General features: G+C 59.3%; 29 protein-coding genes and 1 tRNA gene. 4 read left to right on the top strand and 26 right to left on the bottom strand.

The annotated features are described in order from the left end of the window. Positions 1-79: 79 nt before the first annotated feature. The 19 genes from der to trmJ all read right to left on the bottom strand — a co-directional run bounded on the left by der (position 80) and on the right by trmJ (position 16,895). A complete protein-coding gene (gene der, locus AC1RME_RS18015) occupies positions 80-1,552 on the bottom strand; it encodes a ribosome biogenesis GTPase Der (RefSeq protein WP_096818590.1) in 1,473 nt (490 codons plus the stop codon). 260 nt (positions 1,553-1,812) lie between these two features. Next, positions 1,813-2,964: an outer membrane protein assembly factor BamB gene (gene bamB / locus AC1RME_RS18020; RefSeq protein ID WP_096818592.1), complete on the bottom strand. Its 1,152-nt coding sequence runs from the start codon at positions 2,962-2,964 to the stop codon at positions 1,813-1,815. Next, on the bottom strand, positions 2,957-3,598 hold the full coding sequence (locus AC1RME_RS18025; protein ID WP_096818595.1) for a tetratricopeptide repeat protein: 642 nt from the start codon (positions 3,596-3,598) through the stop codon (positions 2,957-2,959). The genes bamB and AC1RME_RS18025 overlap by 8 nt, the downstream gene beginning before the upstream one ends. A 41-nt stretch (positions 3,599-3,639) precedes the next feature. Beyond that, positions 3,640-4,929, bottom strand: coding sequence for a histidine--tRNA ligase (hisS, locus tag AC1RME_RS18030; protein WP_096818596.1), 1,290 nt, complete (start codon positions 4,927-4,929; stop codon positions 3,640-3,642). A gap of 22 nt (positions 4,930-4,951) precedes the next feature. After that, positions 4,952-6,061: a flavodoxin-dependent (E)-4-hydroxy-3-methylbut-2-enyl-diphosphate synthase gene (gene ispG, locus AC1RME_RS18035; protein WP_020795607.1), complete on the bottom strand. Its 1,110-nt coding sequence runs from the start codon at positions 6,059-6,061 to the stop codon at positions 4,952-4,954. Positions 6,062-6,064: 3 nt separating this feature from the next. After that, complete coding sequence (locus tag AC1RME_RS18040) at positions 6,065-7,114, bottom strand: RodZ domain-containing protein (RefSeq protein ID WP_096818598.1); 1,050 nt, start codon at positions 7,112-7,114, stop codon at positions 6,065-6,067. Next, positions 7,114-7,872, bottom strand: coding sequence for a type IV pilus biogenesis/stability protein PilW (pilW, locus tag AC1RME_RS18045; RefSeq protein WP_096818600.1), 759 nt, complete (start codon positions 7,870-7,872; stop codon positions 7,114-7,116). The genes AC1RME_RS18040 and pilW overlap by 1 nt, the downstream gene beginning before the upstream one ends. A 12-nt stretch (positions 7,873-7,884) precedes the next feature. Further along, entirely contained in the window at positions 7,885-9,033 is a 1,149-nt protein-coding gene (gene rlmN, locus AC1RME_RS18050) for a dual-specificity RNA methyltransferase RlmN (protein WP_096818602.1), read from the bottom strand. 29 nt (positions 9,034-9,062) lie between these two features. After that, positions 9,063-9,488: a nucleoside-diphosphate kinase gene (ndk, locus tag AC1RME_RS18055; protein WP_007916882.1), complete on the bottom strand. Its 426-nt coding sequence runs from the start codon at positions 9,486-9,488 to the stop codon at positions 9,063-9,065. An 88-nt stretch (positions 9,489-9,576) separates the two neighbouring features. Next, positions 9,577-9,777 (bottom strand): Fe-S cluster assembly protein IscX, encoded by a 201-nt coding sequence (gene iscX, locus AC1RME_RS18060; protein ID WP_027619659.1) that lies wholly within the window; start codon positions 9,775-9,777, stop codon positions 9,577-9,579. 14 nt (positions 9,778-9,791) lie between these two features. Next, complete coding sequence (fdx, locus tag AC1RME_RS18065) at positions 9,792-10,133, bottom strand: ISC system 2Fe-2S type ferredoxin (protein WP_003227897.1); 342 nt, start codon at positions 10,131-10,133, stop codon at positions 9,792-9,794. Beyond that, the gene (hscA, locus tag AC1RME_RS18070; RefSeq protein ID WP_096818604.1) at positions 10,133-11,998 is read right to left on the bottom strand and encodes a Fe-S protein assembly chaperone HscA; all 1,866 of its coding nucleotides are present in this window, start codon (positions 11,996-11,998) and stop codon (positions 10,133-10,135) included. Before hscA ends, fdx begins: the two co-directional genes overlap by 1 nt. A 51-nt stretch (positions 11,999-12,049) precedes the next feature. Continuing rightward, complete coding sequence (hscB, locus tag AC1RME_RS18075; RefSeq protein WP_096818606.1) at positions 12,050-12,571, bottom strand: co-chaperone HscB; 522 nt, start codon at positions 12,569-12,571, stop codon at positions 12,050-12,052. 8 nt (positions 12,572-12,579) lie between these two features. After that, the gene (gene iscA / locus AC1RME_RS18080) at positions 12,580-12,903 is read right to left on the bottom strand and encodes an iron-sulfur cluster assembly protein IscA (protein WP_003227904.1); all 324 of its coding nucleotides are present in this window, start codon (positions 12,901-12,903) and stop codon (positions 12,580-12,582) included. 28 nt (positions 12,904-12,931) lie between these two features. After that, entirely contained in the window at positions 12,932-13,318 is a 387-nt protein-coding gene (gene iscU, locus AC1RME_RS18085; protein WP_003227907.1) for a Fe-S cluster assembly scaffold IscU, read from the bottom strand. A gap of 101 nt (positions 13,319-13,419) precedes the next feature. Then, positions 13,420-14,634 (bottom strand): IscS subfamily cysteine desulfurase, encoded by a 1,215-nt coding sequence (locus AC1RME_RS18090; protein ID WP_007956689.1) that lies wholly within the window; start codon positions 14,632-14,634, stop codon positions 13,420-13,422. Between the two features lie 50 nt (positions 14,635-14,684). Then, positions 14,685-15,176, bottom strand: coding sequence for a Fe-S cluster assembly transcriptional regulator IscR (gene iscR, locus AC1RME_RS18095; RefSeq protein ID WP_007956690.1), 492 nt, complete (start codon positions 15,174-15,176; stop codon positions 14,685-14,687). Positions 15,177-15,345: 169 nt separating this feature from the next. Beyond that, complete coding sequence (gene cysE, locus AC1RME_RS18100; protein ID WP_007956691.1) at positions 15,346-16,122, bottom strand: serine O-acetyltransferase; 777 nt, start codon at positions 16,120-16,122, stop codon at positions 15,346-15,348. A 2-nt stretch (positions 16,123-16,124) separates the two neighbouring features. Then, complete coding sequence (gene trmJ, locus AC1RME_RS18105) at positions 16,125-16,895, bottom strand: tRNA (cytosine(32)/uridine(32)-2'-O)-methyltransferase TrmJ (protein ID WP_007956692.1); 771 nt, start codon at positions 16,893-16,895, stop codon at positions 16,125-16,127. 145 nt (positions 16,896-17,040) lie between these two features. Between trmJ and suhB the strand changes: the two genes are divergently transcribed. Further along, on the top strand, positions 17,041-17,859 hold the full coding sequence (gene suhB / locus AC1RME_RS18110; RefSeq protein WP_493091593.1) for a type III secretion system regulator SuhB: 819 nt from the start codon (positions 17,041-17,043) through the stop codon (positions 17,857-17,859). Positions 17,860-17,997: 138 nt separating this feature from the next. Here suhB and AC1RME_RS18115 read toward each other — a convergent pair whose 3' ends face one another. The 6 genes from AC1RME_RS18115 to queA all read right to left on the bottom strand — a co-directional run bounded on the left by AC1RME_RS18115 (position 17,998) and on the right by queA (position 24,109). Beyond that, positions 17,998-18,546, bottom strand: coding sequence for a glycine zipper 2TM domain-containing protein (locus tag AC1RME_RS18115; protein WP_085709392.1), 549 nt, complete (start codon positions 18,544-18,546; stop codon positions 17,998-18,000). Positions 18,547-18,677: 131 nt separating this feature from the next. Beyond that, complete coding sequence (gene secF, locus AC1RME_RS18120; RefSeq protein WP_096818609.1) at positions 18,678-19,592, bottom strand: protein translocase subunit SecF; 915 nt, start codon at positions 19,590-19,592, stop codon at positions 18,678-18,680. A 9-nt stretch (positions 19,593-19,601) separates the two neighbouring features. Beyond that, on the bottom strand, positions 19,602-21,470 hold the full coding sequence (gene secD / locus AC1RME_RS18125; RefSeq protein WP_096818611.1) for a protein translocase subunit SecD: 1,869 nt from the start codon (positions 21,468-21,470) through the stop codon (positions 19,602-19,604). A gap of 62 nt (positions 21,471-21,532) precedes the next feature. Then, positions 21,533-21,871 (bottom strand): preprotein translocase subunit YajC, encoded by a 339-nt coding sequence (yajC, locus tag AC1RME_RS18130; protein WP_003227923.1) that lies wholly within the window; start codon positions 21,869-21,871, stop codon positions 21,533-21,535. Positions 21,872-21,914: 43 nt separating this feature from the next. Further along, a complete protein-coding gene (tgt, locus tag AC1RME_RS18135; protein WP_161794909.1) occupies positions 21,915-23,030 on the bottom strand; it encodes a tRNA guanosine(34) transglycosylase Tgt in 1,116 nt (371 codons plus the stop codon). 14 nt (positions 23,031-23,044) lie between these two features. Next, entirely contained in the window at positions 23,045-24,109 is a 1,065-nt protein-coding gene (queA, locus tag AC1RME_RS18140; protein WP_192558931.1) for a tRNA preQ1(34) S-adenosylmethionine ribosyltransferase-isomerase QueA, read from the bottom strand. 108 nt (positions 24,110-24,217) lie between these two features. Between queA and AC1RME_RS18145 the strand changes: the two genes are divergently transcribed. Together AC1RME_RS18145 and AC1RME_RS18150 are read left to right on the top strand one after the other, a co-directional pair. Continuing rightward, a tRNA-Leu gene (locus AC1RME_RS18145) sits at positions 24,218-24,302 on the top strand. A gap of 138 nt (positions 24,303-24,440) precedes the next feature. Then, positions 24,441-24,770, top strand: a complete 330-nt coding sequence (locus AC1RME_RS18150; RefSeq protein ID WP_493072483.1) for a hypothetical protein — start codon at positions 24,441-24,443, stop codon at positions 24,768-24,770. Positions 24,771-24,804: 34 nt separating this feature from the next. On the opposite strand, the gene AC1RME_RS18155 is transcribed toward AC1RME_RS18150, so the two are convergent. After that, a complete protein-coding gene (locus tag AC1RME_RS18155) occupies positions 24,805-25,554 on the bottom strand; it encodes a hypothetical protein (RefSeq protein ID WP_493091594.1) in 750 nt (249 codons plus the stop codon). Positions 25,555-25,673: 119 nt separating this feature from the next. Here AC1RME_RS18155 and AC1RME_RS18160 point away from each other — a divergent pair, with 119 nt between their 5' ends. Further along, complete coding sequence (locus AC1RME_RS18160; RefSeq protein ID WP_493091595.1) at positions 25,674-25,919, top strand: hypothetical protein; 246 nt, start codon at positions 25,674-25,676, stop codon at positions 25,917-25,919. Positions 25,920-26,430: the final 511 nt, after the last annotated feature.

The following is a 26,430-nucleotide window of genomic DNA, read 5'->3' on the forward strand; positions in this document are numbered from 1 at the left end:
AAAGGGCGCCAAACGGCGCCCCTTCTCTCTCGATGATCGTTCCTGTGCTGTGCATGGAAACGATCAACGGGCAGCGACCTTACTTCTTGTCGCGGCGCTTCTTGCTGGCCTTCTTGTTGTGCGACATCAAACGACGCTTCTTGTTGACCTGGCGGTCGGTCAGCGTGTTCTTGTTGCCTTCGTACGGGTTCTCGCCACCCTTGAACTCGATACGGATCGGCGTACCGACCAGTTTGAGCACACGGCGGTAAGTGTTTTCCAGATAGCGCACGTAGGACTTCGGCACTTTCTCGATCTGGTTACCGTGGATCACGATGATCGGCGGGTTCGCACCACCCAGGTGAGCGTAACGCAGCTTGATCCGGCGGCTGTTGACCATCGGCGGCTGGTGCTCGCTGACCGCGTCTTCGAGGATCTGCGTCAGGCGGCTGGTCGGCCAGCGGGTGACCGCGGACTTGAACGAGTTCTGCACCGAAGCGTAGAGGTTGCCCACGCCGGTACCGTGCAGTGCCGAGATGAAGTGGATGTCGGCAAACTCGACGAAGAACAGGCGACGTTGCAGCTCGATCTTCACGAAGTCGCGCTCGCTCGGCGTCATGCCGTCCCACTTGTTGATCGCGATGACCAGTGCACGACCGGCTTCAAGGGCGAAGCCCAGCAGGTTGAGGTCGTGATCGACCACGCCTTCGCGGGCGTCCATCACGAAGATCACCACGTTGGCGTCTTTGATCGCCTGCAGGGTTTTGACCACGGAGAACTTTTCGACTTCTTCGTGGATCTTGCCGCGCTTGCGCACACCGGCGGTGTCGATCAGCGTGTACTTCTCGTCGTTACGCTCGAACGGGATGTAGATACTGTCGCGGGTGGTACCGGGTTGGTCATAGACGATCACCCGGTCTTCACCGAGCATGCGGTTGACCAGCGTCGACTTGCCAACGTTAGGACGACCGATGATGGCGATCTTGATGCCGTCTTTTTCGCTCGGGCCAGGAATGCGCTTGGCTTCCTCGCCTTCGGCAACGATCTCTTCCTCTTCGCCTTCCGCCGGTTCGTCATCATCGCGCGGGAAATCGCTCAGGGCGGCTTCCAGCAATTGAGTGATGCCGCGGCCGTGGGCGCCAGCGATCGGAATCGCGTGGCCCATGCCCAGCGGGGCGAATTCGGCGCGGGCCATTTCCGGGTCGATGTTGTCGACCTTGTTGGCGACCACGTGGGAACGCTTGTTACGTTTGCGCAAGTGTTCGGCGATCATCTGGTCGGCGGCGGTGAAACCGGCCTTGGCATCTACCAGGAACAGAACGACATCCGCTTCTTCAATGGCCAGCAGCGACTGCTCGGCCATTTTTTCGTCCATACCATGTTCGTCACCGGAGATACCACCGGTGTCGATCAGAATGTAGGAACGCCCTTGCCACTTGGCCTCACCGTACTGGCGATCACGGGTCAGACCGGACAAGTCGCCGACGATGGCGTCGCGAGTCCTGGTCAGGCGGTTGAACAAGGTGGACTTGCCGACGTTCGGTCGGCCCACCAGGGCGATTACGGGAACCATGCGGCTCTCCACTTCGTTATTTCAGAAAATACAAAAGCCGCTGCGAGGCAGCGGCTGGTGCTCGGGGCAACGCCAGAAAGCGCTGCAAGCCCCGAAAATCCGGGGCCGCCTGGGGGGTTAACCCCAAGCATAGCTAAAGGGCCTGCGCTCGATCATGCGGCGTTAAAAATCAGCTCGGGATGCTCATTGACTAAAGTCAACTCCGCTCCCTCGCTGATTTTTGCCTTGCCTGATCTTCGCTCGGCTCCTTTAGTGAATTGTTACTTGATGGTCAGGGCTTCCAGTTTGCCGCTGTTGCCATACACATAAATCGTGTCACCCACCACCAGCGGACGGGCACGCAGGCCGTCGCTGTCGATGCGCTCGCGGCCGACGAAACGACCGTCCACCTGACTCAGCAGATGCAGGTAACCCTCCAGGTCACCGACTGCAACGTAGCTGGAGAACACTTCCGGTGCCGACAGTTGACGACGGGCCAGCGAATCGTTGGTCCACAGTGCAGTGGTCGAACGCTCGTCGACGCCTTCAACGGTGCCCGAAGACAGGCTCACGTAGACGTTGCCGAAACCCTGGGCGATACCGGCGTAGCTCGACGCGTCGCGCTGCCACAGTTGACGGCCGCTTTCCAGGTCCAGTGCCGCAACGCGACCCTGATAGCTGGCAACGTACAGCGTGCCGCCGGACAGCAGCAGACCGCCGTCGATATCGACCACGCGCTCCAGTTCCGAACGACCTTGTGGAATCGCGATCCGTTGTTCCCAGACCGGCACGCCGTTGGAAATGTCCAGAGCGATCACTTTACCGGTCGACAGGCCAGCCACCGCGAGGCGGTTGGTCACGAGCGGTGCACTGGTGCCTCGCAGAGTCAGCACGGCTGGCGTGCTGTCATACACCCAACGCTGTTGACCGGTGGAGGCATCCAGACCGATCAGACGATCGTCCTGGGTCTGCACGACCACGATGTCACCGTTGTTGGCAGGCGGCGCCAGCACTTCACTGGTCACGCGAGCACGCCATTTCTCTTCACCGTTGATGGTGTCGAGTGCAATGACTTCGCCTCGCAGCGTGCCGACCAGCACCAGACCGTAACCCACGCCAACGGCGCCGGAGACAGGCAGGTCAAGTTCCTTTTTCCACTTCACGTCACCGTTGCTGCGATCCATGGCCATCACGATGCCGGTAACGTCGGCCGCGTAGATGGTGTCACCATCGATTGCCGGCACCAGCATGTTGTAGGTTTCGCCCTGACCGTCACCGATCGAGCGGCTCCACTGCTTGTGCAGAACCACTTCTTCCTTGAAATCGGTCAGTTCGGCCGGTGGCAGTTCTTTTTTGCTGTTGCTGCTGCAACCCGCGGCCAGAAGGGCCAGAGCCAGCAATGCTGCATGCTTCCAACGGATCACGTCACGCATCCCCTTTGGCCAGGTCGTCCAGCTTGATTTGAAGGCCACCGACCGCCGCTTCATCCGACAGTGCCGCCTTGGCTTTTTGATACGCCGTGTTCGCTTCATCAGTGCGGCCCAGCTGTACCAGCAGGTCGCCCTTGAGTTCTTCGCGAGTGGCCAGGAACGACTTGTCGGCATCGCCTTCAAGCAGTTTCAGAGCCTCATCAGCCTTGTTCTGTGCACCCAGCACCTGCGCCAGACGCTGACGGGCGATTTCGCCCAGTGCGGCGTTGGCCGGCTTGGCAACGATGGTTTTCAGCTCGGTCGCCGCGTCGTCCAGCTTGCCGCTGTCGACCGCTACCTTGGCCACGAACAGGCTGCCGTACTGCGCGTAGGCAGTCCCGCCGAATTCGCTGTTGAGCTTGCCGGCCAGATCCGCAACGCGCGCGGCATCAGGCTTGCCATCCGGGGTCAGCGTGGTTTCCAGCAATTGCTGATAGAGCACCGAGGCGCCTTGCGACTGGTTGCTCTGATACTTGTGAAAAGCCTGCCAGCCGAACACGATGACCAGCGCCAACAGGCCGCCAGTGACCAGAGGTTTGCCGTTGCGTGTCCACCAGTCCTTCAAATCCGCCAACTGTTCGTCTTCGGTACTCGACACCCCAATACTCCTTAATCGCTAAATCGGCTGTTTAGACAGCTTCAACCCTGCACGACGCAGGTGGCCAGGTGTGCAGCGAGCGCATCCCAGGCAATGCTTTGTTGTTCGCCCTGGCCACGCAGGGGTTTGAAACCTACCACTTGCTGGGCCATTTCGTCGTCACCGAGGATCAGTGCGTACAGCGCACCGCTCTTGTCGGCTTTCTTGAACTGGCTCTTGAAGCTGCCAGCGCCGGCATTGACTTGCAGGCGCAGGTTGGGCAGTTGGTCGCGTACACGCTCGGCCAGAGCCAGACCGGCCAGCTCTGCTGCTTCGCCGAAGGCGCAGAGATAGACGTCGACCTGACGGGAGATTTCTTCCGGAATCTGCTCCAGGGTTTCCAGCAGCAGCACCAGACGCTCGATCCCCATGGCGAAACCGACACCCGGGGTTGGCTTGCCGCCCATCTGCTCGACCAGACCGTCATAACGGCCGCCCGCGCACACGGTGCCCTGGGCGCCGAGCTTGTCGGTGACCCATTCGAATACGGTTTTGCTGTAGTAATCGAGGCCGCGTACCAGTTTCGGGTTGAGCACGTAAGGAATGCCGACGGCATCCAGACGGGCCTTCAGGCCTTCGAAGTGGGCACGGGATTCATCATCCAGGTAGTCGGCCATCTTCGGCGCATCGACCAGTACCGCCTGCGTGTCGGCGTTCTTGGTGTCGAGCACGCGCAGCGGATTGGTCTTCAGGCGACGCTGGCTGTCTTCGTCCAGTTTGTCGTGGTGCGCCGAGAGATACTCGACCAGCGCTTCACGATAACGGCCACGGGACTCGCTGGTGCCCAGGCTGTTGAGTTCAAGCTTGACCGCATCGCGGATACCCAGCTCGCCCCACAGGCGCCAGGTCAGCACGATCAGTTCGGCGTCGATGTCCGGACCGTCGAGATTGAAGACTTCCAGACCGATCTGGTGGAACTGGCGATAACGGCCTTTCTGCGGACGCTCGTGACGGAACATCGGGCCGATGTACCAGAGTTTCTGCACCTGGCCACCACCGGTGATGCCGTGTTCGAGCACTGCACGCACGCACGCGGCGGTGCCTTCCGGACGCAGGGTCAGGGAGTCGCCGTTGCGGTCGTCGAAGGTGTACATCTCTTTTTCGACGATGTCGGTCACTTCACCGATGGAGCGCTTGAACAGCTCGGTGAACTCGACGATCGGCATGCGGATCTGCTTGTAACCGTAGTTATCCAGCAAACGCGAAACAGTACCTTCGAAGTAGCGCCATACCGGCGTCTGTTCCGGCAGGATGTCGTTCATGCCACGAATGGCTTGCAGAGACTTGCTCACAGAAATTCCTTAATTCGTTCGATCAGCCGCGCGCGATAACCGCTGCGTCAGCTTCGACCTTCTCGGCCGCTTTCTCGCGGATCAGCCTTTCGAGCTCGTCCACCAGATTGTCATTCGTCAGTTTCTGCGACGGCTTGCCGTCGATGTAAATCAGGTTTGGCGTGCCGCCAGTCAAGCCGATATGGGCTTCCTTGGCTTCGCCGGGGCCGTTGACCACGCAACCGATCACCGCGACATCCAGCGGCACCAGCAGGTCTTCAAGGCGCCCTTCCAGCTCGTTCATGGTCTTGACCACATCGAAGTTCTGCCGCGAGCAGCTCGGGCAGGCGATGAAGTTGATGCCACGGGAACGCAGATGCAAAGACTTGAGAATGTCGTAACCGACCTTCACTTCCTCGACCGGATCGGCCGCCAGCGAGATGCGGATAGTATCGCCAATCCCCTCGGCGAGCAGCATACCTAGGCCCACGGCGGATTTCACTGTACCGGAGCGCAATCCACCGGCTTCAGTGATGCCCAGGTGCAGCGGCTGGACGATTTCCTTGGCCAGCAAACGATAGGCTTCGACGGCCATGAACACGTCGGAAGCCTTCACGCTGACCTTGAAGTCCTGAAAATTCAGGCGTTCGAGGTGCTCGACGTGACGCAGTGCCGACTCGACCAGCGCGGCCGGGGTCGGTTCGCCGTATTTCTTTTGCAGGTCCTTTTCCAGGGAACCGGCGTTGACGCCGATGCGGATCGGAATCCCGCGGTCACGGGCGGCATCGACCACCGCACGCACGCGATCTTCACGACCGATGTTGCCCGGGTTGATCCGCAGGCAATCGACACCCAACTCAGCCACGCGCAAAGCGATGCGGTAGTCGAAGTGGATGTCGGCAACCAACGGCACCTTGACCAGTTGCTTGATCTTGCCGAATGCCTCGGCCGCGTCCATGTCCGGCACCGAAACCCGCACGATGTCGACACCGGCGGCTTCAAGGCGATTGATCTGGGCGACGGTGGCAGCGACGTCATTGGTGTCGCTGTTGGTCATGCTCTGCACAGCGATAGGCGCATCGCCGCCGACAGGCACGTTACCGACCCAGATCTTGCGTGATTCGCGACGTTTGATTGGAGATTCGCCGTGCATGACTTATTGACCCAACTTCAGGCGAGCAGTCTCGCCACTGGTGAACGGAGCGATATCGACCGGTTGGCCGTTGTAGCTGACCTGCGCGGCCCGGGCAACGCCCAGACGAACAGCCAGCGGTGGCTTGCCAGCCACGGAGACGCTGTCGCCCTTGTGCTTGAGACCGCTGAACAACACTTTGCCGCTGCCGTCAGTGACCTGAGCCCAGCAATCGGCGGTGAATTGCAGTTGAACCTGGCCCTGGCCGGCAACCGGAGCTGCCGGGGCAACTGGCGCGGGTGCTGGAACAACAGCGGTCGGAGCGACAGGAGCCGTGACGACAGGTGCTGGTGTAGCCGGGACGTTTGGCGCAGGCGCGGCAGGAGCAGCCACCACCGGAGCTGGCGTGTGAACCGGAGCAGGAGCGGTTACGGCTGGAGCAGGCGTCACCGGAGCTGTTGCTGGAGCAGCAGCCTCGGCACCCGTCGACTCAGCGGCGGTTTCCGCTTGTGGCAGTGCCAGGGCGGTTGAGCCCTCGGCTTCGCCTTCCGCGACGGCCTGGTCTTCCGGCTCGTCCAGCGGGTGAATCTGGGTAGTGCCGTCAGCGCCTTCTACTTCGACGTGCTCAGGCGCCAGCGTGGTCAGATCCTTGGTCCGCAGCGAGGTCTGATCCTGCCACCAGACGAAACCGCCGCCGATGACCGCAATCAGCAGCAACAGGCTGACGATCCGCAAAATGGTGTGGGAAACCCGGACCGGCTCTTCGATCCGACCCAGGGCGTGGACGTTGCTGCCCTGGGAGTCGGTACCGGTTGACTGGTCGAATTGCTGGACCAGAACCGCCTGATCCATGCCGAGCAATTTGGCATAGGCGCGAATGTAACCGCGAGCGAAGGTATGCCCCGGCAACTTGTCGAACGCACCGGCTTCGAGGTTGGTCAGGGAAGTCACGGTGAGGTTGAGCTTGAGGGCCACTTCGGCCAGCGACCAGCCATTGCTTTCGCGGGCCTGGCGCAAGGTCTCACCGGGGTTAACGCGATTCGCTGCTACAACTTCGGGATGCGCCGCTTTCATCATTGCTCCGACAGGTATTGCTGATATTCCGGCGTACCGGGATAGAGTCGTTTTAATTGCAGGCCCGCACTGGCGGCCTTGTCGCGATCTTCAAACACTTTTGCCAACCGAACCGCGAGCAACAGACTACGTGCATTTTGCTCGGACAGCTGGCTGAAACGATCGTAATAGTCACGCGCGGGCACATAATGCCTGTCTTCGAATGACAACTCAGCCATTTCCAGCAATGCCCGTGGTTGCTGACGGTTCAAACGCAATGCTTTTTCCAGTTGCTGCTGGGCCAGATCACGCTGACCAAGCTTGGACGCCGTCATGCCGAGGTTCTCGAACACGCGCGAACGCTCAGGATACAGGGTATCGGCGGCGGCCTGTTCAAAACGCTCGTAGGCTTCCTTGTAACGCTTTTCTTCGTAGAGAAAACTGCCGTAATTGTTGAGGATGCGGGCATCGGCGGGACGGGAGGACAGTGCCTTGCGAAAGTGCTCATCCGCCAGTGCAGGCTCCATCTCGGACTGGAAAACCAGCCCGAGGGCCGCGTTGGCGTCAGGATCCGAACTGTCCAGCTCGAGGGCCTTTTTCAACGGCACCTTGGCCCGTTCGGTCATGCCTTGCTGCAAGTATCCCAGTCCCAGCTGCACGTAGGCAGCCCGCGCTTCATCGCGGCCCTTGCTGGTCTTCATCGGGTTGTAATCGCCCGACAGGACACAGCCAGCACACAGGCTGGCCAACAGCAACAGCAGCGCAAAGCGCAGGGACATAGAGATCCTCTCTTAGTTAGTGTTCGCGGCGTTCTGTGCCAGATCGCTGTCGGCGCTCAATTCGCGCACGGCGATGTAACGTTCGCTGCGACGGGTGCGATCCAGCACCTGCCCTACCAATTGACCGCAAGCCGCGTCGATGTCTTCACCACGGGTGGTGCGCACGGTCACGTTATAGCCTGCCTGGTGAAGCTGATCCTGGAACCGGCGGATGGCGTTGTTGCTCGGCCGCTCGTACCCGGAATGCGGGAACGGGTTGAACGGAATCAGGTTGATCTTGCAGGGAATATCCTTGAGCAGCTCGATCATTTCCACGGCGTGCTCAAGCTTGTCGTTGACGTCCTTGAGCAAGGTGTACTCGATGGTCAGCACGCGCTTCTCGCCCAGTTCGGACATGTAGCGCTGGCACGACTCGAGCAGCATCTTAAGCGGATATTTCTTGTTGATCGGCACCAATTGGTTACGCAATGCGTCATTCGGTGCGTGCAGGGACAACGCCAGGGATACGTCGATGTGCTTGGCCAGCTCATCGATCATCGGCACCACACCCGACGTGGACAGGGTCACGCGGCGCTTGGAGATCCCGTAGCCCAGGTCATCCATCATCAGATGCATGGCGGCCACGACGTTGTCGAAGTTCAGCAGCGGTTCGCCCATGCCCATCATCACCACGTTGGTGATGGCGCGGTCGATGGTAGCCGGAACACTGCCGAAGGATTTGTTGGCAATCCACACCTGACCGATGACTTCGGCGGCGGTGAGGTTGCTGTTGAAGCCTTGCTTGCCGGTGGAGCAGAAACTGCAGTCCAGGGCACAGCCTGCCTGGGACGAAACGCACAGAGTGCCGCGTTTGCCCTGGGGAATGTAAACGGTCTCGACACAGCTGCCGGACGCCACGCGCACCACCCACTTACGGGTGCCGTCGCTGGAGATGTCCTCGCTGACCACTTCGGGACCACGGACTTCAGCAATAGCCTTGAGCTTGTCGCGCAAGGCCTTGCTGACGTTCGTCATGGCGTCGAAATCATCCACGCCAAAGTGGTGAATCCATTTCATTACCTGACCGGCACGGAAACGCTTCTCCCCGATTGAGTCGAAGAATTTTTCCATTTCCGGCTGGGTCAGACCCAGCAGGTTGGTTTTAACAGTCGATGTAGTCATGGATTCACCTTCACTCTTTAAGCCAATGCTTAGCGAGTGGTTACTTCAGTAGCTGCGAAGAAGTACGAGATTTCACGAGCAGCAGCGGCTTCGGAGTCCGAACCGTGTACAGCGTTGGCGTCGATGGAATCAGCGAAGTCAGCACGGATGGTGCCGGCAGCAGCTTCTTTAGGGTTGGTAGCGCCCATCAGCTCACGGTTCAGAGCGATAGCGTTTTCGCCTTCCAGAACCTGAACAACAACAGGACCGGAGATCATGAAGGCAACCAGGTCGCCGAAGAAACCACGAGCGCTGTGCTCAGCGTAGAAGCCTTCAGCTTCGGCTTTGGACAGTTGCTTCAGTTTCGAAGCTACAACGCGCAGGCCTGCTTTTTCGAAACGAGTGGTGATCTCGCCGATGACGTTTTTTGCAACAGCGTCAGGCTTGATGATGGAGAAAGTACGTTGAACAGCCATGGTGTAACTCCAGAAACGGTAATTTGCGAAAAATTAAACCCGCGAATTATACGCGGGTTCTTGGGTATTGCCTAACCTGCAAGGACGATCAGTCTACTTCTTCGATCCAGAGCGCCTGGACCGCTTCCAACACCTTCTCGCCGACACGGCCAGAGGTGTTGTCGAAATCAGGCAGTTCCATGATCCATCGTTGCAGGTCGACGAAATTGACAGAGAGCGGATCGACATCCGGCTTGGCTTCGGCCAGCTCTTCTGCAATACGTTGAACATCATTCCAACCGTAGCTCATGACAGTCTTACCAGTCAGTGCGGCGCTTCGGCCGCATGGTTAAGCGAATATTTCGGGATTTCGACGGTGATGTCTTCTTCACCCACGATAGCCTGACAGGCCAGACGCGACTGCGCCTCCAGACCCCACGCACGATCAAGGAAATCTTCCTCCAACTCGTCGGCTTCTTCCAGCGAGTCGAACCCCTCGCGAATGATGCAGTGACAAGTGGTGCAAGCGCAGACGCCGCCGCAGGCGCTTTCCATCTCGATATGGTGTTCGTGGGCCAGATCGAGAATCGATGTGCCGGGCTCAGCCTCGACAACCATGCCTTCAGGGCAGAACTTCTCGTGTGGCAGAAAAATGACCTGCGGCATCAGATATCCTCGATTTCATTCAGATTGCGCCCCGACAGAGCGGCCTTCACCGTCTGATCCATACGGCGAGCAGCAAAAGCATCGGTCACTTGCGACAGACGCTTGGTCTGCTGCTCGATGGCGTAACCATCGGTACCTTTCATCAGTTCGGCCAGTTCCTGCACCTGCAGATCGATGACCAGGCGCTCTTCGGCGTCGAGCAAACGCTCGCCATCCGCCTCCAGAGCGCCCTGCACCGCTTCGATCAGGCGCTGGGCATCAACTTGCTGCTCGCGCAGAACGCGGGCGACCTTGTCGTCATTGGCGTGCTGGAACGAATCTTTCAGCATCTTGGCGATTTCGCCGTCGGTCAAACCATAGGACGGCTTGACCTGGATGCTGGCTTCAACGCCCGAACCCAATTCACGGGCGGAAACGCTGAGCAGACCGTCGGCATCGACCTGAAAGGTCACGCGAATTTTCGCCGCGCCTGCGACCATTGCCGGAATGCCGCGCAACTCAAAGCGTGCCAGGGAGCGGCAATCGCTGATCAATTCGCGCTCGCCCTGCAACACGTGGATCGCCATGGCCGACTGGCCGTCTTTATAAGTCGTGAAGTCCTGGGCGCGAGCGACGGGAATGGTGGTGTTGCGCGGAATCACCTTCTCCATCAGGCCGCCCATGGTTTCCAACCCCAGGGACAGCGGAATCACGTCGAGCAGCAGCAATTCGCCGCCATCGCGCTTGTTGCCAGCCAATGTATCCGCCTGGATCGCGGCCCCGATGGCCACCACTTGATCCGGGTCGATTTCAGTCAGTGGCTGACGACCGAAGGCTTCGGCGACGGCTTCGCGAACGCGTGGAACGCGAGTCGAACCACCCACCATGACCACGGCGTGCACGTCTTCCAGCTCGACGCCGGAATCGCGGACGGCGCGGCGGCAGGCTTTCAGGCTGCGGGCGACCATTGGTTCGATCAGTGCATCGAAAGCTTCGCGGGTCAGTTGTGCTTTCCAGTCGCCGTAGGCCACTTCAACACTGTCGGCATCCGTCAGGGCTTCTTTGGCTGCGCAAGCGGTTTGCAGCAGGCTGCGCTGTGCGCCCGGATCGAGGTCGGCGGACAAACCGGCGCTCTCGATGATCCAGCCGGCAATCGCGTGATCGAAGTCATCGCCACCCAGCGCGCTGTCGCCGCCGGTTGCCAGGACTTCGAAGACACCGCCGGTCAGACGCAGAATCGAAATATCGAAAGTGCCGCCACCCAGGTCATAAATCGCGACCAGGCCTTCGGCATGCTGGTCCAGACCGTACGCCACCGCCGCCGCCGTCGGCTCGTTGAGCAGACGCAGCACATTCAGACCGGCGAGTTTCGCCGCATCCTTGGTGGCCTGGCGCTGAGCATCGTCGAAATACGCCGGAACGGTGATCACCGCGCCGACCAGTTCGCCACCAAGGGTCGCCTCGGCGCGCTGACGCAACACCTTGAGGATATCAGCGGACACTTCGACCGGGCTTTTCGGACCCTGCACGGTGTCGATGAACGGCATGTGCGATTCGCCGCCGACAAAGCGGTACGGCAGTTGATCGCCCAGTTGCTTGACGTCGGACAGACCACGGCCCATCAGGCGCTTGACCGACAGCACGGTATTCAGGGGATCGGAGGACGCGGCCAGCTTGGCCGACTCGCCGACTTCGACGCGGTCGGCGTGATAGCGCACGGCAGAAGGCAGGATGACCCGCCCTTCGGCGTCGGCCAGCGGCTCGGAAAGACCACTGCGCAACGCAGCGACCAGCGAATTGGTAGTGCCCAAGTCGATCCCCACAGCCAGACGACGCTGGTGCGGTTGAGGACTTTGGCCGGGTTCGGCGATCTGCAGTAGGGCCATCGTGATCAGGACTTATCTGTATATCAGGCGTGCGACCGGAGCGGCACTGGGTTAATCGTCGAGGCGCTCTTCTAACTGGCGCACTTCGTAGGTGAGCTTGTCGAGGAACTGCATGCGTCGCATCAGGCGTTCGGCCTGTTCGCGTTGCGCTGCATCATCCCAACAGGCTGCGAAGCTTTCGTTCAGCTCGTCCTGGGCGGTTTTCAGGCGACGCTTGAAGGCCGCAACACCGCCCAGGTCGGCACTGTCCTGCAGATCTTCGAGTTCTTCTCGCCATTGCATCTGCTGCAGAAGAAACTCGGGATCGTGGACCGTGACTTCCATCGGCACTTCATGCCCGCTGATCGTCAGCAGGTAACGTGCACGCTGGGCCGGGCTCTTGAGCGTCTGATAGGCGTCGTTGAGCCGCGCGGACTGCTCGAGAGCGGAGCGCTGCTCGCGCTCGGAAGCGTCGGCGAAGCGGTCAGGGTGAACGCCGCGCGCCAGCTCGCGATAGCGCGTGGCCAACTGTTCGAGATCCAGACGAAAGCCCGGTTGCAGCTCGAATAAAGCGAAATGACAAGGAATACCCACGACAAGCCTCAGATGTTGAAGCTTTCGCCGCAGCCACATTCACCGCGCACGTTGGGGTTGTTGAACTTGAAGCCTTCGTTCAACCCTTCCTTGACGAAATCGAGCTCGGTGCCGTCGAGGTAAGCCAGGCTTTTCGGGTCGATAATCACTTTTTCGCCGTGACTTTCGAACACCTGATCTTCTGCAACCACCTCGTCGACAAACTCCAGCACGTAGGCAAGGCCGGAACAGCCCGTGGTGCGAACACCCAGACGAATCCCTTCACCCTTGCCGCGCCCGTCGAGGGAGCGTCGCACGTGTCGAGCAGCCGCTTCTGTCATGCTGATAGCCATCGTTGACTCCTTACTCGTCGCCCAATGCTTAGATCAAGCCTTTCTTCTGCTTGTAATCGCGAACAGCCGCCTTGATGGCGTCTTCAGCGAGTACCGAGCAGTGGATTTTCACTGGCGGCAGGGCCAGTTCTTCGGCCAGCTGGGTGTTCTTGATGGTTTCAGCTTCGTCCAGGGTCTTGCCCTTCATCCACTCGGTGGCGAGGGAGCTGGAGGCGATAGCCGAACCGCAGCCGTAAGTCTTGAACTTGGCGTCTTCGATAACGCCCTGATCGTTGACCTTGATCTGCAGACGCATCACGTCGCCGCATGCCGGGGCGCCGACCATGCCGGTGCCGACATCCGGGTCTTCGGCATTCATCTTGCCGACGTTACGCGGGTTTTCGTAGTGGTCGATGACCTTTTCGCTGTAAGCCATGATTCTCAATCCTCACTCATCAGGGCCGCTCTTGAGACCCTGCAACTGCGCTGCGTAAACCGCCGCGTCGCTACAGGATCTGTATCCGGCGGCTTCTATATTTAGTGTGCCGCCCACTCGATCTTCGAGATATCGACGCCGTCTTTGTACATGTCCCACAGCGGCGACAGAGCGCGCAGCTTGGTAACGGCCTCGCAGACTTTCTGCGCGGCGTAGTCGATTTCTTCTTCGGTGGTGAAGCGGCCGAAGGTGAAACGGATCGAGCTGTGTGCCAGTTCGTCGTTGCGGCCCAGGGCGCGCAGTACGTACGAAGGCTCAAGCGACGCCGAGGTGCAGGCCGAACCGGACGAAACCGCCAGATCCTTGAGCGCCATGATCAGCGACTCGCCTTCAACGTAGTTGAAGCTCAGGTTCAGGTTGTGCGGAACGCGGGCGGTCAGGCTGCCGTTGACGTACAGCTCTTCCAGGTGCTCGACCTGCTTGTAGAAGCGGTCGCTCAACGCCTTGATGCGGACGTTTTCGGCAGCCATGTCTTCCTTGGCCACACGGAACGCTTCGCCCATGCCGACGATCTGGTGGGTCGCCAGGGTGCCGGAACGCATGCCACGTTCGTGACCGCCACCGTGCATGGTCGCTTCGATGCGCACACGCGGCTTGCGGCTCACGTACAGCGCGCCGATGCCTTTAGGGCCGTAGGTCTTGTGGGCAGAGAACGACATCATGTCGACTTTCAGCTTCTGCAGGTCGATCTCGACCTTGCCGGTGGACTGAGCGGCGTCGACGTGGAACAGGATGCCTTTCGAACGAAGCAGTTCGCCGATGGCGGCGATGTCGTTGACGGTGCCGATTTCGTTGTTCACGTGCATTACCGACACCAGGATGGTGTCTTCACGCAGTGCAGCTTCGATCATGGCCGGCGTGATCAAACCGTCTTCGGTTGGATCGAGGTAGGTCACTTCAAAACCTTCACGCTCCAGCTGGCGCATGGTGTCGAGGACAGCCTTGTGCTCGATCTTGGAGGTGATCAGGTGTTTGCCCTTGGAGGCGTAGAAATGTGCCGCACCCTTGATTGCCAGGTTGTCGGACTCGGTGGCACCGGAGGTCCAGACGATTTCACGCGGGTCGGCATTGACCAGATCGGCCACCTGACGACGAGCGTTTTCGACGGACTCTTCGGCCTTCCAGCCGAACACGTGGGAACGGGACGCCGGGTTACCGAAGTTTCCGTCGACCAGCAGGCATTCACTCATTTTTTGCGCAACGCGCGGATCGACCGGGGTGGTCGCAGAGTAATCAAGGTAAATCGGCAATTTCATGGACTATCTCCTAAATCAGGCTGGCTGGCGTGCCGCTAGCTCTCTGGCTGTCATTCGACGGCGGACGCTTCAATCTTGTCCAGGCGCGGCGCCTTGCCATTGCAACGACGCTGATCCTGACGCTGGGCCACTTCCTGCACCTCACGGCGAGTTACGAGGTCGGCCAAGCTGATACCGCTGAGAAATTCGTGAATCTGCAGGCTCAGGTCGCACCACAGGTGATGGGTCAGGCAGGTGTCGCCGGAATGGCAATCGCCCTGGCCCTGGCATTTTGTTGCATCGACCGATTCGTTCACCGCATCGATCACCTGAGCGACCTGGATGCCCTGCATGTCGCGGGACAACTGGTAGCCACCGCCCGGACCGCGAACACTGGAAACCAGGTTACTGCGGCGCAGCTTGGCGAACAGCTGTTCGAGATAGGACAGGGAGATGCCTTGGCGCTCGGAGATATCGGCCAGGGACACCGGCCCGTGCTGCGCGTGCAACGCCAGGTCAAGCATGGCGGTCACGGCGTATCGGCCTTTTGTAGTCAGTCGCATGGACAATTACCACGGAGTTCGGAATGGGCGGGAGTATGCAATTCCCGAGCATTTAAGTCAACTATAAGACCTAGTGCTTTAGTCGGGTTTACCCGCAAAAGAGCGCGCGAATGATAGCAGGGTCTGCGGCTTAATGGCACACCGGTCAGCAGCAGCCCCTGCCGGGGCGTCAGTGGAGCTTGGATTCGTCCTTGCCCTTGACGCAGGCGAAGTCTTCTTCACGCAGTTCAGGCAGATCTTTCGCACAATAATTGCTGCCCAGATCCTTCAACGCACCGCACATCCCTTCCAGACGGCCATCCACCGCCTGCAGGTGATCGAGTAGCTGACCAATGGCACGTGCCACCGGGTCCGGCATGTCTTCGCTCACACCGTAAGCATCAAAACCGATCTTCTCGGCCATCGCTTTACGCTTGGCGTCGGCTTCATCATCGGACTTGACGATGATCCGGCCAGGGATGCCCACCACCGTGGCACCTGGCGGCACTTCCTTGGTCACTACGGCATTGGAGCCGACCTTGGCACCAGCACCGACCGTGAACGGGCCGAGCACCTTCGCACCCGCCCCTACCACCACGCCATCACCCAGCGTCGGGTGACGCTTGCCCTTGTTCCAGCTGGTGCCGCCAAGGGTCACACCCTGATAGATGGTGACGTCATCGCCGATTTCAGCGGTTTCGCCAATCACGATGCCCATGCCATGGTCGATGAAGAAGCGACGACCGACCTTGGCGCCCGGATGAATCTCGATACCGGTCAACCAGCGACCGAAGTTCGACACCAGCCGCGCCAGCCATTTCAGATCGTTGCGCCAGAGCATGCCGGCCAGTCGATGAATCCAGATTGCATGCATGCCGGGGTAGCAGGTCAGGACTTCAAAAGCGTTACGCGCCGCCGGGTCTCGGTGGAATACGCTCTGGATATCTTCACGCAAACGCTCAAACATCATTAATCCTTCCGTTTAAGGAGCTCGCCACGGGCCGCTTTCTGGGTTTCCGTGAGGATGCCACGCAAAATATTCATTTCCGCCCGGCTGACCGAGCTGCGTCCGTACAACCGGCGCAGGCGCGCCATCAAGTGCCGCGGTTTTTCCGGATCGAGGAATTCGATGGCCACCAGGGTCTGTTCCAGGTGCTCGTAGAATCGCTCCAGCTCATCCATGGTCGCCAGCTCGGCGCTTTTCACGGAGGCCACTTCTTCCTTCTCGATCTTGGTCGGCTGACCTTGTGCGGCCAGCCAGGCCATGCGCACTTCATAACTCAACACCTGCACCGCCGCCCCGAGGTTCAGCGAACTGAATTCAGGATCGGAGGGGATATGCACGTGATAGTGACATCGCTGCAGCTCGTCATTGGTCAGGCCGGAATCTTCACGACCGAACACCAGTGCGATTTCCGCGCCCTGCCCGGCCTCCTCGACCACTTTGGTTCCGCACTCGCGCGGGTCCAGCAATGGCCAGGGAATGCGCCGGTCGCGGGCACTGGTGCCGAGCACCAGATTGCAGCCGACCAGGGCGTCTTCCAAGGTGGCGACGACTTGTGCATTTTCAAGGATGTCACCGGCACCCGAAGCGCGAGCGTCGGCTTCGTGATGCGGGAAGACTCGCGGATCGACCAGCACCAGTCGCGACAGACCCATGTTTTTCATGGCGCGCGCGGTCCCGCCGATGTTTCCCGGATGGCTGGTATTGACCAGGACGACACGAATATTTTGCAGCACGGCGGGCGCTCTCGGACTCGGCAAAGGGGTGCAAATCTTACAGAACAGCCTACCGTTAAGCTATGAAAGCGAACAGCGACCTTCACCTGAAGAAAAGTTCTGATAGAATGCGCGGCTTTCTTTAACAACCTTAGGTGACACATCCATGCAGCCCATGCTGAATATCGCGCTGCGCGCCGCCCGCAGCGCCAGTGAACTGATCTTCCGCTCCATCGAGCGCCTGGATACCATCAAGGTCGACGAAAAAGACGCCAAGGATTATGTATCCGAGGTCGATCGCGCCGCCGAACAGAAAATCATCGATGCTCTGCGCAAGGCTTACCCGAATCACTCGATCATGGGTGAAGAGACCGGCATGCACGCCGGTAGCGGTATCGAAGGTGAAGAATACCTGTGGATCATTGACCCACTGGACGGCACCACCAACTTCCTGCGCGGCATTCCTCACTTCGCTGTCAGCATTGCCTGCAAATACCGTGGTCGCCTGGAACACGCCGTTGTTCTGGATCCGGTTCGCCAGGAAGAATTCACCGCCAGCCGTGGTCGCGGCGCTCAACTGAACGGTCGTCGCCTGCGTGTCAGCAGTCGTACCAGCCTGGACGGCGCTTTGCTCGGCACCGGTTTCCCGTTCCGTGACGACCAGATGGACAACCTCGACAACTACTTGGGCATGTTCCGCGCCCTGGTTGGCCAGACTGCCGGCATCCGCCGCGCCGGTTCGGCGAGCCTGGACCTGGCTTACGTGGCCGCCGGTCGTTTCGACGCGTTCTGGGAGTCGGGCCTGTCCGAGTGGGACATGGCCGCTGGCGCCCTGCTGATTCAGGAAGCAGGTGGCCTGGTGAGCGACTTCACCGGCGGTCACGACTTCCTTGAAAAAGGCCACGTCGTTGCCGGCAACACCAAATGCTTCAAGGCAGTTCTGACGGCGATCCAGCCGCACCTGCCGGCTTCGCTGAAGCGCTAAGCTTTCGCGAAACCCAAAAAAGCACCCTTCGGGGTGCTTTTTTTATGCCTCCAATTCGATCCCCCCCTGCATTTCTCGCTCAAATCGCAGACGTAAAAAAGCACCCCGAAGGGTGCTTTCTTATCAGCTTTCAGCAGATCACTGCCCCGGCTGCGCCTGAGACAGGATCAGTTTGCCTTCCTTGTCGACCGGAATCTGGTTGCCCGGATCACGATCCATTCGCACTTTGCCTTCCTTGCCGTCCAGCGAATAGCGGACGTCATAGCCTACGACCTTGTCGCTGATGTCATTCACCGTATTACAGCGAGTCTGGGTAGTGGTGTAGGTATCGCGATTCTGCATGCCTTCCTGCACCTTGTTGCCGGCATAACCGCCACCGACCGCACCGGCCACCGTGGCAATCTTCTTGCCGGTGCCGCCGCCGATCTGGTTACCCAGCAAACCACCCGCCACGGCACCGATGGCGGTACCGAGAATCTGGTGTTGATCCTTGACCGGCGCCTGCCGGGTCACAGCGACATCCTTGCACACTTCACGTGGAGTCTTGATCTGTGTCTTGACCGGTTCGACGGCCAACACTTGCGCATACTCAGGGCCGCTTTTAACCAGGCTGTAGGTGGCAACAGCACCCCCGGCAGTCACACCGACAGCACCCAATACCGCACCAACCAGTAACGACTTGTTCACATGAACCTCCTGACCATCACATGCGGGACAAGCCCGCGCTTCTCCCAGCCTTGGAGCAAAAAAAAAGACGCGAGTTCAACTCGCGTCTTTTTTGTCTTGTACCACCGGGAGAATGCTATGGAAGCAGGGCCTCAAGGACGGTCGTCGACTTCCTTCTCGGTGTTGGCCGGAGGAATCAGGTCTTCGGTAGACAGGTTCAGCCAGATCAGCACCACGTTGGCGATGTAGATCGACGAGTAGGTACCCGCCAGAACACCCACCAGCAGCGCCAGGGAGAAGCCGTGCAGGTTGTCACCACCGAAGAACAGCAGCGCCGCGATGGCCAGCAAGGTGGAAACCGAAGTCGCGATGGTCCGCAGCAGAGTCTGGGTGGTCGAGATGTTGATGTTCTCGATCAGCGTAGCCTTGCGCAGCACACGGAAGTTCTCACGTACCCGGTCGAATACGACGATGGTGTCGTTCAGCGAGTAGCCGATGATCGCCAGTACCGCCGCCAGCACCGTCAGGTCGAAGGTGATCTGGAAGAACGACAGGATACCGACGGTCACGATCACGTCGTGAATCAGCGAAACGATGGCGCCGACCGCGAATTTCCACTGAAAGCGGAAAGCCAGGTAGATCAGGATGCCGCCGAGTGCCAGCAGCATGCCGAGGCCGCCCTGGTCACGCAGCTCTTCACCGACCTGCGGGCCGACGAACTCGACGCGCTTGACCGTCGCCGGGTTGTCGCCACCGACCTTCTGCAGCGCTTGCGCTACCTGATGGCCCAACTGTGGATCTTCACCCGGCATACGCACCAGCAGATCGGTGGTAGCACCGAAGTTCTGCACGATAGCTTCGTGATAGCCGGCGGTGGTCAGTTGATCACGCACCTTGGTGACATCGGCCGGACGCTCGTAGGTCAGCTCGATGAGCGTACCGCCGGTGAAGTCCAGACCCCAGTTCATGCCCTTGTGGAATACGCTGAAAACAGCCAGCAAGGTCAGGAACACTGTGACGCCGAACGCGAAGTTGCGGACGCCCATGAAGTTGATTGTACGTAACATGGCAGCCCCTTAAATCCACAACTTCTTGAAGTCACGACCGCCGAAGATCAGGTTGACCATCGCGCGGGTGACCATGATGGCCGTGAACATCGAAGTCAGAACCCCGAGGGACATGGTTACTGCGAAGCCCTTCACCGGGCCGGTGCCCATGGCGAAGAGAATGCCGCCGACCAGCAATGTGGTCAGGTTGGCGTCGAGAATCGCAGTGAATGCCCGACCGAAGCCTTCGTTGATTGCACGCTGCACGGTCATGCCGGCGGCGATCTCTTCACGGATCCGCGAGAAGATCAGCACGTTGGCGTCGACCGCCATACCCATGGTCAACACGATACCGGCGATACCCGGCAGGGTCAGCGTGGCACCCAGCAGCGACATCAGTGCCAGCAGCAGCACCATGTTCACCGCCAGCGCGACGGTGGCGATCAGGCCGAAGAAGCGGTAGATGGCGATGATGAACAGCGAGACGAACAGCATGCCCCACAGCGATGCATCGATACCCTTGGTGATGTTGTCCGCACCCAGGCTAGGGCCGATGGTTCGTTCTTCAGCGAAGTACATCGGAGCGGCCAGACCACCGGCACGCAGCAGCAGCGCCAATTCGGACGACTCGCCCTGGCCGTTCAGGCCGGTGATACGGAATTGCGCACCCAGCGGCGACTGAATGGTCGCCAGGCTGATGATCTTCTTCTCTTCCTTGAACGTCTGTACGGCAACGTCTTTCTCGACGCCGTCGACCATTTGCTTGGTGTACGTGGTCACCGGACGCTGTTCGATGAAGATCACCGCCATGCTGCGACCGACGTTGCTGCGGGTCGCGCGGCTCATCAGTTCGCCACCGTGGCCATCCAGACGGATGTTCACCTCAGGGGTGCCGTGCTCACCGAAACCGGCCTTGGCGTCAGTCACCTGGTCACCGGTGATGATCAGGCCACGCTCGATCTGTGCAGGAGGACGCTTGCCTTCGCGGAACTCGAACGTCTCGGAAGTGGCTTTCGAAGCACCCGGCTCGGCGGCCAGGCGGAACTCGAGGTTGGCCGTCTTGCCGAGGATACGCTTGGCTTCGGCAGTGTCCTGTACGCCCGGCAGCTCAACCACGATACGGTTGGCACCCTGACGCTGGACGATCGGTTCGGCAACACCCAGCTCGTTGACGCGGTTACGTACCGTGGTCAAGTTCTGCTTGATGGAGTATTCACGGATTTCCGCCAGCTTGGCCGGGGTCATCGCCAGACGCAGCACCGGTTGACCGTTGAGGTCGGCCGGAACAATGTCGAAATCGTTGAAGTTCTTGCGGATCAGCACACGGGCCTGTTCGCGGGAGTCTTCATCGCTGAAGCCCAACTGAATGGCTCCGCCCAGTTGCGGCAGGCTGCGATAGCGCAGTTTTTCTTTACGCAGCAGGCTCTTGACGTCGCCTTCATAGACTTTCAGGCGTGCATCGAGGGCTTTTTCCATGTCCACTTCCAGCAGGAAGTGCACACCACCGGACAAGTCCAGACCCAGCTTCATCGGGTGCGCGGCCACGCTGCGCAGCCATTGCGGGGTGGTCTGTGCCAGGTTCAGCGCGACGACGTAGTCATCACCCAATGCCTTGCGCACAACGTCCTTGGCCGGCAGCTGGTCTTCAGCCTTGGTCAGACGGATCAGACCGCCCTTGCCGTTTGCAGCCAGGCTCGAGGCCTTGACGTTGATCCCGGATTCCTTGAGCGCGGTGCTCACGCGATCCAGGTCGGCCTGATTGACCTGCAGGGCCGTGCTGGCGCCGCTGATCTGAATGGCCGGGTCATCGGGGTATAGATTGGGAGCGGAATAAATCAGACCGATCGCCAGCACCGCCAGGATCAGAATGTATTTCCACAGAGGATATTTGTTCAGCATCACGCCGCCCGTTATGACGCGGGGCGCCTTGCGCGCCCCGTCGATTGAGTAGAAGTTGAAACTTAGATCGCTTTCAGCGTGCCTTTTGGCAGCGTGGCGGCGATGGCGCCCTTCTGGAACTTCATTTCCACGGTGTCGGAAACTTCCAGAACCACGAAGTCGTCGGCCACTTTGGTGATCTTGCCGGCGATGCCGCCGGTGGTAACCACTTCGTCACCCTTCGCCAGGCTGCTCAGCAGGTTTTTCTGCTCTTTGGCGCGCTTGGCCTGTGGGCGCCAGATCATCAGGTAGAAGATGACCAGGAAGCCAACCAGGAAAATCCACTCGAAGCCGCCACCCATTGGGCCGGCTGCTGCCGGTGCAGCCGCGTCAGCCATGGCATTAGAGATAAAAAAGCTCATTTAGCACTCCAGTTGCAAATGTTGAATCTTGGGGTCAGAAAACTCAGTCCAAAGGCGGAACGGGAAGCCCGCGTTTGGCGTAGAAGGCATCGACAAAGGCGGCCAATGTACCCTGTTGAATAGCCTCGCGCAAACCAGCCATCAGCACCTGATAATGGCGCAAATTGTGGATGGTATTGAGCATGCTGCCGAGCATTTCGCCGCACTTGTCCAGATGATGCAGATAAGCGCGCGAGAAGTTCTGGCAGGTATAGCAATCGCAGGTCGGATCCAGCGGCGAATCATCATGGCGATGGAACGCGTTACGGATCTTCAGCACACCAGTATCAATGAACAGATGCCCATTGCGGGCATTACGGGTTGGCATCACGCAATCGAACATGTCCACACCGCGGCGCACACCCTCAACCAGATCTTCCGGTTTGCCAACGCCCATAAGGTAACGAGGTTTGTCAGCCGGCATCATGCCCGGCAGATAATCCAGCACCTTGATCATTTCATGCTTGGGCTCGCCCACCGACAGGCCGCCGATGGCCAGACCGTCGAAGCCGATCTTGTCCAGGCCTTCCAGAGAACGCATGCGCAGGTCCTGGTGCATGCCGCCCTGAACGATACCGAACAACGCCGCCGTGTTGTCGCCATGGGCATTCTTCGAACGCTGGGCCCAGCGCAACGACAGCTCCATGGAAACACGGGCAACGTCTTCGTCGGCCGGGTACGGGGTGCATTCGTCGAAGATCATCACGATGTCCGAGCCCAGATCACGCTGGACCTGCATCGACTCTTCCGGCCCCATGAACACTTTCGAGCCGTCGACCGGGGAGGCGAAGGTCACGCCCTCCTCCTTGATCTTGCGCATGGCGCCGAGGCTGAATACCTGAAAACCGCCAGAGTCGGTGAGGATCGGGCCTTTCCACTGCATGAAATCGTGCAGGTCGCCGTGTTCCTTGATCACTTCAGTACCAGGACGCAGCCACAGGTGGAAGGTGTTGCCCAGAATGATCTCAGCGCCCGTGGCGACGATGTCACGCGGCAACATGCCCTTGACCGTGCCGTAGGTGCCAACCGGCATGAAGGCCGGGGTCTCGACGGTGCCACGGGGGAAGGTCAGGCGACCACGACGAGCCTTGCCGTCGGTGGCCAGGAGCTCGAAGGACATGCGGCATTGGCGACTCATTCTGTTTCCTCGGGGCCTGTTTCTTTAGGGGCAGTAGGTGCGGGGTTACGGGTGATGAACATCGCATCACCGTAGCTGAAAAAGCGGTATTCGTTTTCGACGGCGGCCTTGTAGGCAGCCATGGTTTCCGGATAGCCGGCGAACGCCGAAACCAGCATCAACAGCGTGGATTCGGGCAAATGGAAATTGGTGACCAAGGCGTCGACCACATGGAACGGCCGGCCCGGGAAGATAAAGATATCGGTGTCGCCACTGAACGGCTTGAGCACGCCATCGCGAGCGGCGCTCTCCAGCGAACGTACGCTGGTGGTGCCCACGGCAATCACCCGACCGCCACGCGCACGGCAAGCCGCAACTGCATCGACCACGTCCTGGCCGACTTCCAGCCATTCGCTGTGCATGTGGTGATCTTCGAGCTTTTCGACACGCACCGGCTGGAACGTACCCGCACCGACGTGCAACGTAACGAACGCGGTCTCGACACCCTTGGCGGCGATCGCTTCCATCAGCGTCTGGTCGAAGTGCAGCCCGGCGGTCGGCGCTGCCACCGCACCGAGCTTCTCGGCGTACACGGTCTGATAACGCTCACGATCCGAGCCTTCGTCCGGGCGGTCGATATAAGGCGGCAGCGGCATGTGCCCGACGCGATCGAGGAGCGGCAGCACTTCTTCGGCGAAACCCAACTCGAACAGGGCATCGTGGCGAGCCAGCATCTCGGCTTCGCCTCCACCGTCGATGAGGATCTTCGAACCCGGCTTAGGTGACTTGCTGGAGCGCACATGGGCCAGCACGCGATGCGTATCGAGCACTCGCTCGATGAGGATTTCCAGCTTGCCGCCAGACGCCTTCTGACCGAACAGCCGTGCCGGAATCACCCGGGTATTGTTGAACACCATCAGATCGCCCGGGCGCAGATGCTCAAGCAGATCAGTGAATTGACGGTGTGCCAGGGCGCCGCTGACCCCATCCAGGGTCAACAGGCGACTACCGCGACGCTCGGCCAAAGGGTGGCGGGCGATCAGCGAATCAGGAAGCTCGAAGGTAAAGTCAGCAACGCGCATGATGGAGTTCGTCTAGCAGGGCCGGAAAGTCTAGCGGAAATATCGAAAATTGACCATGAAACGTGATTGACCAACGGTAGGTACCTCTCTATACTTCGCCGCCATTGAGCCCTGATGGCGGAATTGGTAGACGCGGCGGATTCAAAATCCGTTTTCGAAAGGAGTGGGAGTTCGAGTCTCCCTCGGGGCACCAAAATTAAGAAAGGTCTTGCTTTGCAAGGCCTTTTTTTTCGCCTGCCGAAAAGTAGCTGCCGTAGTAAGAGCTGCCGAAGGCTGCGATCTTTTGATCTTCCTCTGTTTCACCGACAGGACATCTCAAAGGATTCACTGCATGGAAACGTCACTGGAAACCGTCGCCCTGTTCTCCCTCAAGCTCGCTTACGAGGAAGAAGGCCTTAGCCCGATTCTGCGGGATGACATGGTCATGGGTGATTATCAGAAAGACGTATTCGAGTTGCTGGTGCGACGTGGGGATGTCGAAACCATCCAGTTCAAGATGAACGAGTGCCTGGAATTGGCGATGGATGCGTTGGGTGGCGTTGAGAAACCGTTGGGGCGGGAACTGCACAAGTTGTCGACCGACTTCAGTCACGCGCAGTCGCTGGAGCAGCTGGATCAGCCGCTCCTCGCGCTGAAGGGTTATTTGAAGGACATTCTGTAATCAGACGCGGGATCTGAAGAAACAGCCCCTCGGATTACTTCCGCACTTTTACCACTTGAATGTCGACGGGGAACCCACCTGCCCCTTCCAGTTTCTTCCATCCCACGTATTGAAAAATCGCGTCCCGATCGATGGTATCACCCCTCTCCACCATTGCTCCGCCCAGCACCGCGACCTCTCTATAGATTGCGCAACTGCCCTCATCGGGATGAGCGGTGTAGATCACATAGGGTTTGACGTATCGCACGGCACGAAAATGTCGGCCGCAACCCCAGTCGACCGTGATCATCAATGTCTTCAGTAACGCTTCGCCATCCGTTTCCGAATCCTCGGCGATCTCGTGGAGCTTGCCGAGTTTGCCGACGTCGCTAAAGCCAAGAGCGCGGGCGCGCTTGTATTCCGGGGACTCCAAATGTTCGGCCTCAGCCTTTAAGGCTTGCTGCAGAATCTCTTTGTCCTGGACGTTATGTTCGTTGTTCGAGATCTCGGTCGCTTGGGCAATGACGTTTTCGCAACGGGCATAATCGGGAGAGGCAAGGCTTGCTTGGGTGAGGTGCCTGCGATGGATGAAAACAGGTCGTATCAAGCTATCGATGTGGAACATCGCTTCCCTGGCAGTAATTGTCCCGTTTTGAACGTTGTTCACCACTTGCTGAAAACGCCCACAATCGGAGAGGTATCCCTTCCAGGCGACCTCCGGGGTTTCGGCGGCAAGTGCCGGGGTCATTCCGATCGATAGGAGGAAAGCGCCGAGCAGGCGCGAGACAGAAGAAACGCCAGGCATGTGTAGTCCGTTACGCAGATGAAGAAAGTGGCGCGAAGCTACTATCTTGCCATCTTGCCGTCCACTCTCGCTGGAGGCCTATCAACCGCCTCTGTTATCACGCACTCGGGAATAAACCAATGGATGCTTTGCTGTGCTTGATGGTGATAGTCGGAACCTGGTGGTGGGTGGTGAAGCAACGGGGTGAGTGGAACTTGCTACTTGGCAACCTTGCTGGCGCCGGAAGTAGCGTGGTAACCGGTATTGTGTTCACGCTGATATACGACGGGGTCATTCTCGCTTATGAGGAAGACGGCCTGAGCCCGCCCCTGCGCGATGACCTTGTCATGGGTGATTACCAGCGGGCTTTTTGCTGCCTGGGATAATGTCCCTACCTCTTCAAGATAGCTCCACCCTCACCTGTCGAGACAGTCTCAACGGCAGCTTATCGATTTCGTGTTGCCACGCCCCTAGCAGCTTGACGGCATCATCGTTGACTGCAAAACCATCGCAATACATCCGGCACTGGCAAGGCCGAGAAAGCGCCGTAGCCAGCCTCCAATGCGACTCAACCCAACAAGTCTCACAAGGTAGTCCAGCTCTTCAGGAGCGCCCTGGAGGGCCTCTCATGAGATACCGACACCCCAGCGGCAAATGGCCGCCAATCGCACTGTGTCCGGCATGAAGGCTTCCTTGGAAAAGTACAAAAGCTAGGGCTGAACCTTAGCATTGTCGGCAGGCGAGGACAGCCGCAGGGCGTCCGAGAATGTCGTACGAACTTTCCTGCGGGCAAAACAAAACCCCAACTGCTTTCGCAATTGGGGTTTCGGAATTTAATCTTGACGATGACCTACTCTCACATGGGGAAACCCCACACTACCATCGGCGATGCATCGT

Source organism: Pseudomonas sp. GW822-FHT03F08, from assembly GCF_058801265.1.